We start from the raw sequence: 16,664 nt of genomic DNA on the forward strand, positions 1-16,664 counted from the left end.
TCTCAGCGGATCATGCCCTGCACGTAGCAGCCGGCGGTGTAGGCGTTGTAGGAGTACAGCACGTTGGACGTGTCGCGGTCGAAGCGCGTGTACGAGCAGCCCACGGTCACGTTGCGCAGCGCTTCCCAGGCCAGGCCCAGGCTGTACTGCTTGGAGTCGTCCTTGGCGCCGGCGCCGGGCAGGGCGATGTCGCCGTTGCGGCTCAGCTTCGTGATGCCCAGGCCGGCCGTGGCCGTGACCTTGCCGCTGAGGCGGTAGCTGAGTTGCGACTGCAGCGCCGTCTGCACGCGGTTGAAGTCGGCCAGGCCGTTGTTGATGCCCAGGTAGTAGGCCTCGACGCCGGTGTCGCGCGACAGCTTGGTGTTGAGCGACCAGCGGCCGCCCGGGGCCCAGTTCCAGCTCAGCGCGCCGGTGACGCCGGTGAAGGAGTCCGAGGTGCTGCGGCTGATCCGCGCGTTCAGGCTGCTGGAGCCGGTGGCGCGCCACAGCGCGGTCAGGTCGATGTCCTTGCGGTCCCACTCGAAGCCGTTCGAGGGCACGCGGCCCTTGGTGTAGCGGCCCGCCACGCCGAAGCGCCAGGCGCTGCTGGCGTTGTAGAGCAGGCCCAGCGACGTCATGTTCTGGCGGTACTCCTGGCTGTCCCAGAGGGCCAGCGAGTAGTCGCGCTCGCGGCGCGTGAAGGTGCCTTCGAGCGTGAACGGCGAGAGGTTGGGCAGGCCCAGCCGGATGCTGCCGCCCAGGCTGCGGTCGGTCTGCAGGTTGCGCTCGGTGGTCGGGGCGATGCCGGTGTTGCTGTTGAAGTCGGCCAGCGTGCGCGCGGTGGTGTAGTCCAGCGTGCCGGACAGGTTGCCCGCGGTTTCCCAGTCGAGGCCGGTGTCGATGTTGTAGCCGCGGTTGTCCAGCGAGCTGTTGTGCTGGTAGCGCGTGTCGTTGAAGCGCGCGTCGGCATGGACGCGCTGGCGGCCCAGCCGTGTGTCGGCGCCGGCCAGCAGGCTCAGCGAGGTCAGCTGGTCGCTGTTGGAGGCGGCGTTCGAGCGGAACACGTTGTCCGTGTAGTAGTGACCCAGCGAAGCCCCGAGGTACCAGGGGCTGCCGGCATCGCTCTGCGCCAGCACGGGCGCCGCGGCGGTGGCCAGCAGCACGGACGGCAGGGCCAGGCGGTGGAGTCGCTTCATCGGTGGGATCCCCTTCTTGTTGTCGTCATCAGTAGGCGTGGCGATCGAACAGCATCAGCCGCACGGTCCGGACGATGATCTGGAGATCCAGCCCCAGCGACCAGTTGCGCAGGTATTCGAGATCGTATTCGACGCGCGCCTTCATCTTGTCCACGGTGTCCGTCTCGCCGCGCAGGCCGTTGACCTGGGCCCAGCCGGTGATGCCCGGCTTGACCTTGTGGCGGACCATGTAGGCCTTGATGATCTGGCGGTATTCCTCGTTGTGCGCGACCGCGTGCGGACGCGGACCGACGATGCTCATGCGCCCCTGCAGCACGTTGACGAACTGCGGCAGCTCGTCCAGCGAGGTCTTGCGGATGAAGGCGCCGAACGGCGTGATGCGCGAGTCGCCCTTGGTCGCCTGCTTGACGACCGCGCCGTTGTCCATCGAGCGCATCGAGCGGAACTTGTAGACCATGATCTCCTCGCCGTCGAGGCCGTTGCGGCGCTGGCGGAAGATCACCGGTCCCGGCGAACTCATCTTCACGCCGATGGCCAGCATCACCAGGATCGGCGAGATCAGCACCAGGATCAGCGACGCCAGCACGATGTCGCTGATCCGCTTGACGACCTCGTTCACGCCGGTGAAGGGGGTCTCCAGGATGCCGACGACGGGCACGCCGTTCACGTCCTGCAGCCGGCCCTGGATGATGCTGATGCCGAAGACGTCGGGCACGAAGAACAGCGACGCCGTCGTGCCCTGCAGCTGTTCCAGCAGGCGCAGGATGCGCGGCTGCGAGCCCAGCGGCAGCGTGATGTAGACCTCGCGCACGCCGTGCGTGCGGACGTAGTCGCTGAGTTGCGGCAGCGTGCCCAGCACCTTGCCCAGGCAGTCGTGGTGCAGCCGGTCGTCGGTCCGGTCCTCGAAGAAGCCCAGGCAGTCGGCGCCACCGACGGGGCCGAACTGCAGCGCCCGTGCCACCTTCGCGCCCAGGGGCCCGCGCCGATGATCACGGCGGTGCGACGGATCCACGGCTGGCGAGATCGCCAGCGCAGCACGCGACGGCCGATCTCGACCGCCACGATCTGCGCGACAGGCGTCAGCAGCGCCCACCACAGCAGCACCGGCCGTTCGAAGTAATGGAAGCTGCTGGTCGCGTAGGCGAACATGCCCAGGATCAGCAGCAGCATCAGCCAGGAACCGACGATGTCGGTGACCGCGCTGGCGGGATGATCCGCGAAGCGGTTGCGCCCCGGGAAGGTCAGCGCGAACACCAGCATGCACAGCGTGTACGTGGAACGCATCACCGGCTCGCCGAACCAGGCCAGCAGGGTCAGGTAGACCAGGACGATCAGGGTCGGTTCCAGGAAGGCCGCGATGAAGGATTGGACCGACTGCGGCGCGCTGTAGAAGGTTCTTTTGTAATTTCGGTCCTCAAACATTACCCAGTGGTCCTTCCCCGGCCAAGAGCCGGAAATTCTCGCTCAATTCGTTGCGTGGACTCGTAACCGGACCCCCTAGCTTGTCACCGGTTCCGTTGCGGCCGGAGCGCCATCGCGCCCTGCCTACAATCCGCCCCATGCTTCAAGAATGGTCCAAGCTCCTCGCCCCCGCCGTCCAGGATCGCATCACGCTGTTGCTCAACCATGTCATGTCCCGCGAGCCTGTCGCCACCGCGCGCCTGGCCCCGCACTCGGGAAAGACGTTGCGACTGCGGCTGGCCGGCTGGCCGGCCATGCTGCCGGCTGCGCCGGATCTGCGTCTGCGCATCACCCCCGCCGGTCTTCTGGAACGGATGGGCGACGAGGATGCCCCTAGGCAAGAACCGGACCTGCTCATCGAGCTGGACGCGTCCAACCCCGCCGCCGCCGCCTTCGCGGCCTTGTCGGGCGCGCGTCCGGACGTGCGGGTGCAGGGCGACGCGCAACTCGCCGGCGACTTCAACTGGCTGATCGATCACGTGCGCTGGGACATCGAGGACGACCTGGCGGCCATCACCGGCCCGGTCGTGGCGCACCAGCTCGGCCGCTTCGGCCGGGCGGCGGCCGCGGCGATGGCGACGCTGGCCCGCACGGCGGGCCGCTTCATGCCCGACGGCCAAGGCCGGGCATGAGGTCCTGAATGAGGTACCTGTCCCGCCTGCTGGTCATCGTCTGGACCCTGTATCGACACGGGCTCGACGAGCTGGCGCTGTCCACGCTCAAGCGTCGCCGGTTCCGCTTCCTGCGCCGCCTGATCACCGTCGGCCGTGCCTGGGACCAGCCCCGCGGCGTGCGCCTGCGTCTCGCGCTCGAGCGGCTCGGGCCGATCTTCGTCAAGTTCGGCCAGCTGCTGTCCACGCGCCGCGACCTGGTGCCGCCCGACATGATCGAGGAGCTCTCGCGGCTCCAGGACAACGTCCCGCCGTTCCCCGCCGAGTTGTCGCGCGAGCTGATCGAGCGCGCCTTCGGCCGCCGCATCGAGGAGCTGTTCGCCACCTTCGACGCCGAGCCGGTGGCCAGCGCGTCGATCGCGCAGGTCCATTTCGCGACGCTGCACGACGGGCGTGAAGTCGCCGTCAAGGTGCTGCGGCCGGGGATGCTGGACATCATCGAGGACGACCTGGCGCTGATGCGCACGCTGGCGGGATGGGTGGAACGTTTTTCCGCCGACGGCCGGCGGCTGAAGCCGCGCGAGGTCGTCGGCGAGTTCAACACCTATCTGCACGACGAGCTGGATCTGGTGCGCGAGGCGGCCAACGCGGCCCAGCTCCGTCGCAACATGCAGGACCTGCAGCTGGTGATGGTGCCGGAGATGATCTGGGAGCTCTGCCGCAGCGAGGTCATCGTCATGGAGCGCATGCGCGGCGTGCCGATCTCGCAGCTGGAGCGGCTGCGCGAGGCGGGCGTCGACATCAGGAAGCTGGCCCGCGACGGGGTCACGATCTTCTTCACGCAGGTGTTCCGCGACGGCTTCTTCCACGCCGACATGCATCCCGGGAACATCCAGGTCAGCCTGGATCCGCAGACCTTCGGCCGTTACATCGCGCTGGACTTCGGCATCATCGGCACGTTGACCGAGGTCGACAAGGACTACCTGGCGCAGAACTTCATCGCCTTCTTCCGTCGCGACTACAAGCGCGTGGCGGAGCTGCACATCGAATCCGGCTGGGTGCCGCCCGAGACCCGCGTCGATGAACTGGAAGGCGCGGTGCGCACCGTCTGCGAGCCGCATTTCGACAAGCCGCTGAAGGACATCTCGCTGGGCCAGGTCTTGATGCGCCTGTTTCAGATCTCCCGCAGATTTAACGTGGAGATTCAACCCCAGCTTGTTTTGCTGCAAAAAACGCTGCTCAACATTGAAGGTTTGGGTCGGCAGCTCGATCCGGACCTGGATCTCTGGGCGACGGCCAAGCCCTTCCTCGAGCGCTGGATGGACGAGCAGATCGGCTGGCGCGCGTTCCTGCGCCAGCTGAAGAAGGAGGCGCCGCGCTTCGCGCAGATGGTGCCGGAATTCCCGCGGCTGATGCACGAGGTCCTGCGCCAGCGTGCCGAGGACGGCCATGCCGACCTGACCCGGCAGTTGCTGGTGGAGCAGCGCCGCACCAACCACCTGTTGCAGGCACTGCTCTGGGGCGTCGGCGGCTTCATGCTGGCCCTGGTGCTGACCCAGCTCGCGATGCGCTGGATCGACTGAGGGCGCCGGGACGCGTCAGGTGGCGTAGTCCGCGAAGCCCTGCTTCAGTCGCGAGCGCAGCAGTGTCCGCACCCGGTTCACGCGCGATCGCACCGTGCCGACCGGGATCGACTGGATCTCGGCGACGTCGCGATAGGACTCTTCCTGCAGGCAGGCCAGGTCGAAGGTGTAGCGCAAGTCCGGAGACAGCCCGGACAAGGTCACGTCGACGATCCCGGCGAGTTGCCGGAATTCGACCTGCTGGCTGACGTCCATGGTGGCGTCTCGCGGCCGATGCACCGATTCCGCATCCATCATGTGGGGCGATTCGTCGAGGCTCTCCATCTGGCCTTTGCGCTTGGAGCACCGCGCCACATGATTGCGGGCGACGTTGGCGGCGATCCCGAAGAACCAGGTTTCCACCGACGAGCGCGCCTGGAAGCGGTCCGCGCATCGCGTCGCCTCCAGCATGGCGTCCTGGATGATGTCGTCGAGTTCACCCGGCGAGCGCTCGTAGCGCCGCAGGAAGCGCTTGAGCTTGCTGGAGTCGCTGCGCGAGTCCCGGGCGATCGTGACGATGTGGGTCAGCACGAGCTGCTGACGCTGCCGGACGAGTTCGGGGTCCACGGGCTCGAGGGGGCGAGCTGGTCGTCCTGCCCGGAATCCCCGAGGTCGTCGATCGCGAGCTCGAGCCGGGGGCAGGGTGGCGGGCTCGTGGGCATCGCGAGCTCTTGCGAGTGGGCATCGCCCGTGTGGCCCATGGCTTCGGTATGGTGGTTCATGAACAGACTCGAAGAAGGCCCGGATCCCCGTTCGGCTCGGTGTCAGGCGCTGGCCCGACGGGGTGGTCCGGAGCCGGGGGCTCCCTAGGACAGAGCAGAGGTCGCGCCGCGCCAGACGCAGGAGGAAGAACGGGGGCGATGAGGGGGATCGCGAGATCCGCGCGATGCGGCTGCGTCCGTTCACCGCGGATTCCCCCAGGTCAGGATCTCGACGGCGATCCCACCCTCGCGCTCGACCAGTTGCCCCGTGCCGAGCTCGGTGCCGTGCGCGACGATCCGCACCGGGGTCGACGTCAACGCGTCGAGGGGGATGGTCTGACCCGCCGCGAGCGCGCTCAATTCGCTGACGGTCTTGGCGACGCGGCCAACGATGAAATCCAGGTCTACGGTCAGGGCATCCACGTCGCGGCGCTCCGTTGGGGGTGAAAAGGCATGAGAGGAATTGGACGGCGGCCGCCCCGTCGAGCCCCATCCCTGGAACTCACGTGTGAGGTGGTCGGCCTGGCCTAAATGGATTAGTTGCCTCCCGGAAACTAAGCAGCGCGGCCCGCTTTGGCCTCGTGCATCGGGCGGCGAAGCGGAAGCCGTCGCCGGGTCGCTTGAATGGCGGTCGCGCGCTGGCGCAGGCGGCTCGCGTCAACCGGAGGGGCGTCGTCAAGACGACCGGGGTAGTGACCGGGGTGGTGACCGTGGACGTCGGAGCGTGTCCGATCCCGCTTGACGCCTGTCGTGTCCGGAGCGATGCGGCCGGCAGCGTCGGCGCCGAACGATCGGCGACCGGCCCGAGGGCGGGTGGACCCTGGGCGGCAGGGCTCGACGTTCCGGGGATAATCCGCGCGCAATTTTGTGTGCGGACTCCCGCGCCCCTGCCTTCCCCGCATTCCCAAGGCCCGCCGCCATGCTCCTGACCCTGGTCATCCTCTACCTGCTTGTCACCATCGCGATCGGTCTGTGGGCCGCCAGACGGGTCAAGAACACCGCGGACTTCGCCATCGCCGGCCGCCATCTGCCGCTGGTGATGATCATCACGACGACCTTCGCGACCTGGTTCGGTTCGGAGACCGTGCTGGGCATCCCGGCCAAGTTCGTGCAGACGGGGTTGAACGGCGTGGTCGAGGATCCCTTCGGTGCCGGGTCGTGCCTGATCCTGGTGGGCCTGTTCTTCGCGGCCAGGCTCTACAAGATGACGCTGCTGACGATCAGCGACTACTACCGCGAGCGCTACGGCCGCGTGGTCGAGGTGGTCTGCAGCTTCATCATCATCCTGTCCTACCTCGGCTGGGTGGCGGCGCAGGTGACGGCGCTGGGCCTGGTGTTCAAGCTGCTGTCGGGCGGCGCGATCAGCATCCCGGTGGGCATGATGATCGGCACGGCGTCCATCCTGGCCTACACGCTGTTCGGCGGCATGTGGTCGGTGGCGGTCACCGACTTCATCCAGATGATCATCCTGGTGGTCGGCCTGTCCATCATCGCGTGGTTCGCGGCCGACATGGCGGGCGGCGCCGACAAGGTCATCGCGCTGGCCAGCAGCCAGGACATGTTCCGCTTCCTGCCCGAACCGAGCTTCCACGACATCGTGTTCTTCCTCGGCGCGGCCGTGACCATGATGCTGGGCTCGATCCCCCAGCAGGACGTGTTCCAGCGCGTGATGTCCGCCAAGGACGTGAAGGCCGCGACGCGAGGCCCGGTCATCGGCGGCCTCTGCTACATCCTGTTCGCCTTCGTGCCGATGTTCATCGTCGTGAGCGCGCTGATCATCATGCCCACCGAAGCGAAGCAGCTGATCGCCGAGGATCCGCAGCAGGTCATCCCGACGCTGGTGATCGACAAGATGCCCTTCGTGATGCAGGTGATCTTCTTCGGCGCGCTGCTGTCGGCGCTGAAGTCGACCGCCTCGGCCACGCTGCTGGCGCCGTCGGTGACCTTCGTCGAGAACATCTGGCGCCAGTTCTTCCCGCGCGTGTCGGACAAGCAGGAACTGCGCACCATGCGCATCGCCGTGCTGCTGTTCTCGGTCTGCGTCTGCGGCTACGCGATCGCGCTGCAGGGCACCTCGATCTACGAGATGGTCTCCAGCGCCTACCAGGTGACGCTGGTCGGCGCCTTCGTGCCGCTGGTCTTCGGCCTGTACTGGAAGCGCGCGACCACGCAGGGCGCGATCTTCGCGATCGTGCTGGGCGTGGTCGCGTGGCTGCTGTTCCTGCTCACGCCCGCGGGCGAGCAGTTCCCCGCGCAGCTGGCCGGCCTGCTGGCGGGCATCGTCGGCATGCTGGTCGGCTCGCTGGGCCCGCAGGCGATCAAGGATTCGCACGGATCGCACCACCGCCTGGCCGGCGGGGCCTGAGCCCGGGCGCACGGCGCCCGCCTGCGGTCGGACCGATACCCGGGCCGGCGTCAGCGGCGCTCTCTATATAATTTCGGGTTTTGACCCGGTAGTCCCCACCCATGCCGATCTACGCTTACCGCTGCGGCGCCTGCGGCCACGCCAAAGACGTGCTGCAGAAGCTGTCCGACGCCCCGCTGACTGTCTGCCCCGCCTGTGGCGCGGAGAGCTTCTCGAAGCAGGTCACCGCCGCCGGCTTCCAGTTGAAGGGCTCGGGCTGGTACGCGACCGACTTCCGCGGCGGGTCGACCGCGGCCGCGGCGACCGCCGCCACCGCGCCTGCCGCCGGGGCCGAGGCGCCTGCGACGTCGGGCGGGTCGACCGCCGCGTCCTCCGCCTCTTCCGACTCCTCTTCCGGCTCGTCGGCGTCCTCCTCGGGCACGGCCTGCGGCGGCTCCTGCGCCTGCCACTGATCCCGAGGCCCGGACCCAGGCATGCGCAAGTACATCATCACCGGCCTGCTGGTCTGGCTCCCGCTCGCGATCACCGTCTGGGTGCTCCTCTGGGTGCTCGGCATGATCGACGGCGTCTTCGTCTGGCTGCTGTCGGCCGTCGGCGCCGTGCTGCCGCTGGCCGCCCAGGAATCGCTCAAGCAGCTGCACGACATCCCCGGGCTCGGGGTGGTCGTCATGGTGGCGCTGCTGATGCTGACCGGCATGTTCGTCGCGAACATCTTCGGTCAGTGGTGGCTGCGGCAGTGGGACCGGCTGCTCTACAAGATCCCCATCGTCAAGAGCATCTACAGCTCGGTCAAGCAGGTCTCGGACACGCTGTTCTCGTCCAGCGGCAACGCCTTCCGCGAGGCGGTGTTGGTGCCGTATCCGCACCAGGGCTCGTGGACCATCGCCTTCGTCACCGGCACGCCGCGTGGCGAGGTGGCCCAGCAGCTGGGCACGCTCAGCGGTGCCGAGGCCGACGAGCACGTCGCGCTGTACGTGCCGACGACGCCCAACCCCACCTCGGGCTTCTTCCTGATGATGCCCCGGGCGCAGTTGCGGCCTTTGGCGATGAGCGTCGACGAAGCGCTCAAATACATCATCTCGATGGGTGTCGTTGCGCCCCAGGGGGATCCTGCGATCGTCCTGCCGAGCGAAGCCACCCGAAATTGACCGGGCTGAGCGCCCCGGCAAGCGCTCAGTCCTGAGGGTCCGCAGGACCCCGCCAGCGCCCTTTTGATCGAGCTGGCCACGCCCGTCGAGCCCCGCGCCGACAGCGCATCGACGACGGACCGCCAGCCCCGCCCCGAACACTGAAGAATTTCCGGAGAACCCCATGCGTACCTGCTATGCCGGCCAAGTCAGCGAAAAGCTGCTGGACCAGACCGTGACCCTGATGGGCTGGGCCCATCGCAGCCGTGACCACGGCGGCGTCATCTTCATCGAACTGCGCGACCGCGAAGGGCTCGTGCAGGTCGTCTGCGACCCCGACCGCCCCGAGATGTTCAAGGTGGCCGAAAGCGTGCGCAGCGAGTTCTGCATCAAGGTCGTCGGCAAGGTGCGCGCGCGCCCGGCCGACAAGCAGAACGGCAACGTCGCCAGCGGCAAGGTCGAAGTCCTGTGCCACGAGCTGGAAGTGCTGAACCCGTCGGTGACGCCGGCCTTCCCGCTGGACGACGAGAACATCTCCGAGACCACGCGCCTGACGCACCGCGTGCTGGACCTGCGCCGCCCGTACATGCAGAACAACCTGATGCTGCGCTACCGCGTGGCGATGGAAGCGCGCAAGTTCCTGGACGAGCACGGTTTCGTCGACATCGAGACGCCGATGCTCACGAAGAGCACCCCGGAAGGTGCGCGCGACTACCTGGTCCCGTCGCGCGTCCATGACGGCATGTTCTTCGCGCTGCCGCAGTCGCCGCAGCTGTTCAAGCAGCTGCTGATGGTGGCGGGCTTCGACCGCTACTACCAGATCACGAAGTGCTTCCGCGACGAAGACCTGCGCGCCGACCGCCAGCCCGAATTCACGCAGATCGACATCGAGACCTCGTTCCTGGGCGAGGAAGAGATCCGCGCGATGTTCGAGGGCATGATCCGCCACGTCTTCCGCAAGGCGCTGGACGTCGAGCTGGGCGACTACCCGGTGATGAAGTACGCCGAGGCGATGCACCGCTTCGGCTCCGACAAGCCCGACCTGCGCGTCAACCTCGAGTTCACCGAGCTGACCGACGTGATGGGCGATGTCGACTTCAAGGTCTTCTCCGGTCCGGCCACGACCCCGGGCGGCCGCGTGGTCGCGCTGCGCGTGCCCGGCGGCGCGACGATGAGCCGCGGCGAGATCGACAGCTACACCGAGTTCGTCAAGATCTACGGCGCCAAGGGCCTGGCCTGGATCAAGGTCAATGAAGTGGCCAAGGGTCGCGAGGGCCTGCAGTCGCCGATCGTGAAGAACCTGCACGACAAGGCGGTCGCGGACATCCTGTCGCGCACCGGCGCCAAGGATGGCGACCTGATCTTCTTCGGCGCCGACAAGGCCAAGGTCGTCAACGACGCCATCGGCGGCCTGCGCCTGAAGATCGGTCACAGCGAGTTCGGCAAGACCACCGGTCTCTTCGAGGACAAGTGGGCGCCGCTGTGGGTCGTCGACTTCCCGATGTTCGAGGAAGACGAGGAGAACAAGCGCTGGGCCGCCGTGCACCACCCGTTCACCGCGCCGAAGGACGGCCACGAGGACCTGATGGTCACCGACCCGGGCAAGTGCGTGGCCAAGGCCTACGACATGGTGCTCAACGGCTGGGAGCTGGGTGGCGGATCGGTGCGTATCCACAAGGCCGACGTGCAGGCCAAGGTCTTCGAGGCGCTGAACATCAGCCCCGAGGAACAGCGCGTGAAGTTCGGCTTCCTGCTGGACGCGCTGCAGTACGGCGCCCCCCGCACGGTGGCCTGGCCTTCGGCCTGGACCGCCTGGTGACGCTGATGACCAAGGCCGAGTCGATCCGCGACGTGATCGCGTTCCCGAAGACGCAGCGCGCGCGGTGCCTGCTGACCGGCGCGCCGTCCTTCGTCGACGAGAAGCAGTTGCGCGAACTGCACATCCGCCTGCGCAACCCGGGCGCGGCCACGGCTTGATGCCCGCGAAGCCGCCGCGGCGTTGAACAACGCCGCGGCACGATGAACAACGCCCCGCGGCTGATGCCGTCGGGGCGTTGTTTTTGTGGGCTGGCGTCGCGCGGGCGCGGAGCGCCGTCGCCGACGCGCGTGACGTCAAACGGTTGTCTGCGTGTGTTCGACGCAGACGAACGGCATGTCCGCCACTTCGGGCAGGACGATGACCAGCGCGAAGATCAGGGCAGTGATCGAGGTCGAGAGGAATGCGGCAACGGCGTTGACGGCGGGGGAAGCGAGGGCGTGTTCATGAGGCGGCGGCGGTGGGTGGATAAGAGCCTCTATCGTCCGTTCGAGGGGTGTTCCCCCTCAATGACCGAAATGAGCTGTCATCCCGCGAACGACCTACCCATCGAAGTCGGTCTCCATCCATCGATTGATGGGGGACAGGCGACAACAGCCGACAGCCACCGGGTAGCGTGGGGCACATCCCCTTGCGCAAACCCCGGCGCCGCGCGGATCGGAACGCCAACGCCCCGAGGCCCAGGCGGGCAGGGCGTTGTCTTTCCGGCGACCTGGTGGACGCCGGCGATGACGGACACGTCAGTCGACCCGACGCTTGAAACCGAATCCGACTGAGTCGACGCTGTTGGGGCTGTCCGACGTGCGGCCTTGCAGGCTGCGCTCGCGCGACGGACCGTAGTTGATGCCGGGGGCGCCGGTCCGTTGATCGCCGATGCTGCGGTTGTCGTGTCGGCGCAGCACGGTCCGTGTTTCAAGGGTGGTGTCGCCCGACGGGGACGAGATCGAGCGGCGTTCGACGATGTCTCCCTCTGCCGTCCGTTCGCGCGTTGGCGGGTCGATGGTGGGGGAAGGCCCGCGAGACGTGATCCGGGTGACGAGTGGCGGTCGATGGGGTGCTCGAAGCGGCATGGCGGCGGACTCGGACGGTCGGAGGTGGTGATTGCCGGATGCTGCCGTCTGAACGGGAGGCGGGGGTGTTTCTGCCTGAGCGGGCAGGACGATGACCAGGCCTGACATGGCGGCGGCGCACGCCGTTGACAGAACGACGGCACAGGCGGTCCGGGTGGCTTGGAAAGGAGGAGTGGTCATAGGGCGGGTGCGTTGTGGCAAGACGTCGATCCTCTCGTTGGGACGCGATGCGCTTCAATGACCGAGACGAGTGGGAGTTCGTCCGTGAATCACAGGAATGTGCGGGCGACTCCCGCTTCCTGGTGGGATGCCGTTGAAGGAGCGGGGCAGCACGATCCGCCGGGGCGTTTATGCTTCCGCCGTCCCCCGGAGGGGATGCATTGAACGGGACGGACATGGCGACGGGCGAGCGGGGCGAACGCGGAAGCAAGGGCAGGGACGGCCGCGTGCGGCAGGCAGGCGCGCGACGCGGCGCCGGTGCGGGCGGCCCGGCCATGACGCCGCAGGCGCGCTGGGAGCGGCTGGTGATGCGGCGTCCCGGCCTGGCCTTGCCTCGGCTGCAGCGCCTGATCGCGCGCGAGGGCGAACCGCCGTTCCAGGCGCTGCTGGGTGCCTTCTTCATCCTCGAACGCTGGGGCCGCGGACCGGAGCTGCAGGCCGAGCTCGAGCGGGCGATCGCGCGGGCCTTGCAGCACCGGCTGCTCGAGGAGGCGGCGGAACTCAGCGAGGCGCTGGGCCGCATGCACTACCAGCGCGGCGACTATGTCCAGGCCTGCAATGCCTGGAGCCAGACGCTGGAACTGGCCGACGACGAGACCCGCTGGGCATGCCTGGCGCGGATCGGCCTGGCGCACCTGTGCTTCGCGCTCGGCGACTGGGCGCGCGGTGGCCGCGTGCTGGATCAGGCCGAACTGCACTATCCGCAGTTGGGCGACGACCCCTACATGCGCTCCAAGATCGCACTGAACCGTGCGGTGTCGCTGCGCGCGACGCAGGGGCCGCAGGCGGCGCTGCCGCGCCTGGACGAGGCCCGCGCCGACGCGCGTGCCGTCGGGCATCGCGACTATGAGGCCGAAGCGATGTGGCACCACGCGCGCTGCGCACGCGACAGCGGCGCGGTGGAACATGCCTTGACCCTGGCCGCCGAGGCGGAAGACCTGTCGCGCCGTTGCCGCTACCGCTGGTTGCAGGCGCAGACGCTGCTGCTGATCAGCGAGCTGCGTCGCGGCACGGAGGCCGTGCCGCCCGCGCAGCAGGCCCTCGCGCTCGGCGAGGAGATCCAGTCGCGGTCCTTGCAGGCTGCCGCGCACGGCCGGCTGGGGCAACTGATGGCCGAGCAGGAGCAACTGGGCCCGAGCTGGTATCACCAGCAGCAGCGGCAGCGGTTGGAAGCGACCCTCGGACAGACCGAACTGCCGGCCCGGCTGGAGCAGCTCGCGCGTTTCGACACGGATCCTCACGGGGCGGAAGGACTGCTGTTGACGCTGGGCCGTTCCGGTACGGCAGTGGCCACCGCCGCGGATGTCGAGTCGCATTGGCAGCAGGCGCGACCGCGTCTGCTGGAAGCCTTGGCACTCACGGCCCTGACGCTGCGCTGGACCGGGGGGACTCGCCCGCGCTGATCGGCGCCGCGGTGCGCCCGGGCCGGTCGTCGCAGGCGCTGTCGTTGCGCAATGCCGCGGGCGCGGTCGTCGGCGAACTGGTGCTGGAGCGCGCGGAGGGGGCCGTCTGGTCGCGCGCCGACCGCAGCCGGGCCGAACGGCTCGCCGGCTGGCTCCAACGCTTGATTGCCCAGCTGCCCGCCGCGGAGGCCGGCGCGGGCACCGCCGATGCGGCCGATCCCGGCGCGCAGGCGCGTGCCCTGGTGTCCGTGCTGGAGCGGCTCTCGAGCCGGGTCGGTGGTGGCGAGGCGGCCGACCTGGGACGCCCGGATCTGTCCGAGGCGCTCGAGCTCGCCCGACGTCTCGCCGCGCGGCTCGCGTGAGGCGACGTTGACCTTGACCTTGTCCTGCGCAACACCCGGCGGCACCCGCCCGCCGGGCGGTGATCACCAGATGGCGAGGCTCGACGTCAACACCCGCTGAAGCCAGCTGCGCCGGGCGGCCTCGGACACCTCGCCCTTGCCGGCCACCTCCATCCGCGCATTGACGACGTCCGCCGACTGGACCTGGTTGCCGGTGCGGATGTCCTGCGGATTGACCACGCCCGAGAAGCGCAAGGTCTGCAGCCCGCCGTTCATCGCGATGCTGCGTTCCCCGGCGACGACGAGATGCCCGTTGGGCAGCACGTTGATCACCGACACGGCCATCTGCCCGCTGAGGCTGCCGCTGGCTTCGGTGTCGCCGCTGCCCTTGTACGAATCGCTGCCCGACGCGGTGGCGTCGGCCTTGAGCAGCCGGTCGACGATGCCGACGTTGCTGGAGCCGCCCGGGCCCTTGACCGCGAGCTTGTTGTCGCGGCTGGTGTCGGTCCTGCTCTTCTGCGTGGCGCTGAGCGACTCGCTGATGGCGACCTTCAGCGAGTCACCGACCTGCCGCGCGCGGCGCTCGGTGGTGAAGAGCGAGGCCGCGGCCATGCCGGGCTGGTAGATGGCGCCGTTGTTGACGCGCTCGACATAGGCGCCGTCGGGCGCCGGCATCCCCTGCACCGGTCCCTGCACCAGCGCCTCGTTCGAGGCGCAGGCGCTCAGGAGGGCGCCGCCCAGCAGCAGTCCACCGCGTCGCGCGGCCATGGCAACGTTGAACATGAATCCCCCTCAACCTTCAAAGCCGGTGAGCAGCGCCCGCACCACCGGTGCGAGCTTGTTGCGCGTGCTGGCCCACTTCCCCAGGCCCAGCGTCGCGTCGTCGCTGCGGTAGCTGCTGGCGGCCATCAGCCGGCCGCCGGCATCGTGCAGGCTCAGCGTCGCCTGCGACAGATAGGGCCGGACCTGGTCCGACAGCGGCGGCTTGTCCCACTGCTGCAGACCCTGGTAGTGCACCCAGGCGGGGCAAGCCTCGTCGCCGGGGCGCACGCCCGCTTCGAAGACGCGGGCCTGGACTTCGTGGTCGCGCAGCTCGGCGATCAGCGCCGGCACGAACTCAGGCAGCGAGAGCGAGCGGTTGTATTCGATGCAGACACGGTCCGGCAGCGCCGCATCGTGGAACACGGTCTGCGTCGCACGCGTCGGCCCCTGGCCGATCGCCACCGTCGCCATGCCGGCCGTGGCCTTGGCCAGCTCGATGCTGGGCATCGGGCTCAGCAGCGAGCAACCGGCCAGCGGCAGCAGGGCACCCATCCCGAGCGCGAGCCTGAGGGAGAAGGCGCGGGCGCGGGCTCGTGTTCGGGCGAGGACGGGACGGCGCGGGCGGACGACGGCGGTGCGCATGCTCAGAGGATCTCGTCGATCAGCGCCTTGCCGGCGACCGCGCCCGCGGCCAGGTAGCCGCTGACGGTGCTGCCGATGTCGCCGGCCTCCTTCATCACCGTGCTGGTGCCGCTGGCGACCGCGTCCTTCACGTCGCCGGCCAGTTCCTTGACCTCCGACAGGCCGGTCGAGAGGGCATGGCCCAGGTCCTTGGCGCCGTCCTCGAGCGCCTGCAGGCCTTCCTCGCTCCAGTGAACGACGGTGCTGACGGCGTTCTCGCCGCCCTGGTAGGCCGCCTGGGCCAGGCCGATCGCGCCGGCGGCGACGGTGCCGTACTCGCGGGCGTTGATCTCGAAGCTGCCGCTGGGGCGGCTCACGAGCTGGCGGGACGCGACCAGCGGAGCGCCGGTGCCGTTCGTGGTGGTGACGGTGGTCATGACCCCTCCTGGGTGGTCGTTGCGATGGAGGTCATTCTTCCGGGGGGAGGCACGGCGGATGCCCTCATGACCGGCAGCGTCCGGCGGCTCTACAAACTTTCTATATTTCCTGCCGCACATCTGCCGACGCCGTTGTTCATCGACTGTGAACAAGCGTTGCCCGCGCGGTCGGACGGCGTGTCGGGCGACGCGATGCGCCCCTCCGTGTCCGGTGTTTGTCGGGCGTGTGGGAGTCCATGTCGATGGCGTGCCGGACCCGGCACACGCCGGCCGTGCCATGACCCTGGGATATGCTTGTCCGCTATGAGCGAAGTGCCTCTCGCCCCTGTCGCCACCCCGCTCCCGGCCGCCGCCCAAACGGCCTCCGCCGAGACGGCTGCGCGTGCCCACAAGATCCCCGAATCCGTGCTGGTCGTGATCCACACCGACGCGCTGGACGTGCTGATGCTGGAACGGGCCGACCGGCCCGGCTTCTGGCAGTGCGTGACCGGCTCCAAGGACACGCTCGAGGAGTTGCTCACCGACACCGCGCGGCGCGAGGTGTTCGAGGAAACCGGCATCCGCGTGCAAGACCTGGCCCCCGAGGCGCTCGTCGACTGGGGACTGGCCAACGTCTACGACATCTATCCGGTCTGGCGTCACCGCTACGCGCCGGGCGTGACGCGCAACACCGAGCACGTCTTCGGCCTGACGGTGCCGGCGGACACCGCGGTCACGCTGGCGCCGCGAGAGCACCTCGATTTCCGCTGGCTCCCGTGGCGCGAGGCGGCGGACCTGTGCTTCTCGCCGTCCAACGCGGAAGCCATCCTCCAGCTGCCTGCCCAGCGGGCACGCGATGAAAGGGCCGCGCCATGATCCGCCGAACGCCGCGCCACGCGGCCCTGGCCAACTCGGCGACCACGGACACCTCGCCGGCCGACAGCGTCGGACGCC

General features: G+C 68.6%; 17 protein-coding genes and 2 pseudogenes. 9 read left to right on the plus strand and 10 right to left on the minus strand.

The genetic code is table 11. The features are described 5' to 3' along the window. Nucleotides 1-2 precede the first annotated feature (2 nt). From ACQ86G_RS12980 to ACQ86G_RS12990, 3 genes and pseudogenes are all read right to left on the minus strand, one after another. A complete protein-coding gene (locus tag ACQ86G_RS12980) occupies nucleotides 3-1,175 on the minus strand; it encodes a hypothetical protein (RefSeq protein ID WP_431260937.1) in 1,173 nt (390 codons plus the stop codon). 28 nt (nucleotides 1,176-1,203) lie between these two features. Continuing rightward, nucleotides 1,204-2,187 (minus strand): undecaprenyl-phosphate glucose phosphotransferase, encoded by a 984-nt coding sequence (locus tag ACQ86G_RS12985; RefSeq protein WP_431260938.1) that lies wholly within the window; start codon nucleotides 2,185-2,187, stop codon nucleotides 1,204-1,206. A gap of 20 nt (nucleotides 2,188-2,207) precedes the next feature. Next, nucleotides 2,208-2,597, minus strand: a pseudogene (locus ACQ86G_RS12990) (undecaprenyl-phosphate glucose phosphotransferase); the annotation flags it as partial. A 137-nt stretch (nucleotides 2,598-2,734) separates the two neighbouring features. Here ACQ86G_RS12990 and ACQ86G_RS12995 point away from each other — a divergent pair. Continuing rightward, on the plus strand, nucleotides 2,735-3,268 hold the full coding sequence (locus ACQ86G_RS12995) for a hypothetical protein (RefSeq protein ID WP_431260939.1): 534 nt from the start codon (nucleotides 2,735-2,737) through the stop codon (nucleotides 3,266-3,268). Between the two features lie 8 nt (nucleotides 3,269-3,276). Next, a complete protein-coding gene (ubiB, locus tag ACQ86G_RS13000) occupies nucleotides 3,277-4,830 on the plus strand; it encodes a ubiquinone biosynthesis regulatory protein kinase UbiB (protein WP_431260940.1) in 1,554 nt (517 codons plus the stop codon). A 15-nt stretch (nucleotides 4,831-4,845) separates the two neighbouring features. On the opposite strand, the gene ACQ86G_RS13005 is transcribed toward ubiB, so the two are convergent. From ACQ86G_RS13005 to ACQ86G_RS13015, 3 genes are all read right to left on the minus strand, one after another. Then, a complete protein-coding gene (locus tag ACQ86G_RS13005) occupies nucleotides 4,846-5,436 on the minus strand; it encodes a sigma-70 family RNA polymerase sigma factor (protein WP_431260941.1) in 591 nt (196 codons plus the stop codon). Then, nucleotides 5,394-5,591 (minus strand): hypothetical protein, encoded by a 198-nt coding sequence (locus tag ACQ86G_RS13010; protein ID WP_431260942.1) that lies wholly within the window; start codon nucleotides 5,589-5,591, stop codon nucleotides 5,394-5,396. Before ACQ86G_RS13010 ends, ACQ86G_RS13005 begins: the two co-directional genes overlap by 43 nt. Nucleotides 5,592-5,771: 180 nt before the next feature. After that, the gene (locus ACQ86G_RS13015) at nucleotides 5,772-5,993 is read right to left on the minus strand and encodes a FliM/FliN family flagellar motor switch protein (RefSeq protein ID WP_431260943.1); all 222 of its coding nucleotides are present in this window, start codon (nucleotides 5,991-5,993) and stop codon (nucleotides 5,772-5,774) included. Nucleotides 5,994-6,489: 496 nt separating this feature from the next. Between ACQ86G_RS13015 and ACQ86G_RS13020 the strand changes: the two genes are divergently transcribed. The 4 genes and pseudogenes from ACQ86G_RS13020 to aspS all read left to right on the plus strand — a co-directional run bounded on the left by ACQ86G_RS13020 (nucleotide 6,490) and on the right by aspS (nucleotide 11,039). After that, nucleotides 6,490-7,935, plus strand: a complete 1,446-nt coding sequence (locus tag ACQ86G_RS13020) for a sodium:solute symporter family protein (RefSeq protein ID WP_431260944.1) — start codon at nucleotides 6,490-6,492, stop codon at nucleotides 7,933-7,935. Between the two features lie 101 nt (nucleotides 7,936-8,036). Continuing rightward, the gene (locus ACQ86G_RS13025) at nucleotides 8,037-8,387 is read left to right on the plus strand and encodes an FmdB family zinc ribbon protein (RefSeq protein WP_431260945.1); all 351 of its coding nucleotides are present in this window, start codon (nucleotides 8,037-8,039) and stop codon (nucleotides 8,385-8,387) included. A gap of 21 nt (nucleotides 8,388-8,408) precedes the next feature. Then, complete coding sequence (locus ACQ86G_RS13030; RefSeq protein WP_431260946.1) at nucleotides 8,409-9,083, plus strand: DUF502 domain-containing protein; 675 nt, start codon at nucleotides 8,409-8,411, stop codon at nucleotides 9,081-9,083. Nucleotides 9,084-9,246: 163 nt separating this feature from the next. Continuing rightward, nucleotides 9,247-11,039: pseudogene (aspS, locus tag ACQ86G_RS13035) on the plus strand (aspartate--tRNA ligase). Nucleotides 11,040-11,618: 579 nt separating this feature from the next. Here aspS and ACQ86G_RS13040 read toward each other — a convergent pair. Next, complete coding sequence (locus ACQ86G_RS13040; protein ID WP_431260947.1) at nucleotides 11,619-11,948, minus strand: hypothetical protein; 330 nt, start codon at nucleotides 11,946-11,948, stop codon at nucleotides 11,619-11,621. Nucleotides 11,949-12,328: 380 nt separating this feature from the next. Here ACQ86G_RS13040 and ACQ86G_RS13045 point away from each other — a divergent pair, with 380 nt between their 5' ends. Further along, a complete protein-coding gene (locus tag ACQ86G_RS13045; protein ID WP_431260948.1) occupies nucleotides 12,329-13,570 on the plus strand; it encodes a hypothetical protein in 1,242 nt (413 codons plus the stop codon). 44 nt (nucleotides 13,571-13,614) lie between these two features. Continuing rightward, complete coding sequence (locus ACQ86G_RS13050; RefSeq protein WP_431260949.1) at nucleotides 13,615-13,932, plus strand: hypothetical protein; 318 nt, start codon at nucleotides 13,615-13,617, stop codon at nucleotides 13,930-13,932. Between the two features lie 63 nt (nucleotides 13,933-13,995). On the opposite strand, the gene ACQ86G_RS13055 is transcribed toward ACQ86G_RS13050, so the two are convergent. From ACQ86G_RS13055 to ACQ86G_RS13065, 3 genes are all read right to left on the minus strand, one after another. Beyond that, a complete protein-coding gene (locus ACQ86G_RS13055) occupies nucleotides 13,996-14,694 on the minus strand; it encodes a flagellar basal body L-ring protein FlgH (protein ID WP_431260950.1) in 699 nt (232 codons plus the stop codon). A gap of 9 nt (nucleotides 14,695-14,703) precedes the next feature. Then, nucleotides 14,704-15,225: a cell division protein FtsI gene (locus ACQ86G_RS13060; protein ID WP_431260951.1), complete on the minus strand. Its 522-nt coding sequence runs from the start codon at nucleotides 15,223-15,225 to the stop codon at nucleotides 14,704-14,706. 92 nt (nucleotides 15,226-15,317) lie between these two features. Next, the gene (locus tag ACQ86G_RS13065; protein ID WP_431260952.1) at nucleotides 15,318-15,731 is read right to left on the minus strand and encodes a hypothetical protein; all 414 of its coding nucleotides are present in this window, start codon (nucleotides 15,729-15,731) and stop codon (nucleotides 15,318-15,320) included. 303 nt (nucleotides 15,732-16,034) lie between these two features. Between ACQ86G_RS13065 and nudB the strand changes: the two genes are divergently transcribed. After that, entirely contained in the window at nucleotides 16,035-16,586 is a 552-nt protein-coding gene (gene nudB / locus ACQ86G_RS13070; RefSeq protein ID WP_431260953.1) for a dihydroneopterin triphosphate diphosphatase, read from the plus strand. Nucleotides 16,587-16,664: the final 78 nt, after the last annotated feature.

It is taken from the genome of Roseateles chitinivorans (assembly GCF_050632145.1).
Classification (GTDB): Bacteria; Pseudomonadota; Gammaproteobacteria; order Burkholderiales; family Burkholderiaceae_C; genus Roseateles; species Roseateles chitinivorans_B.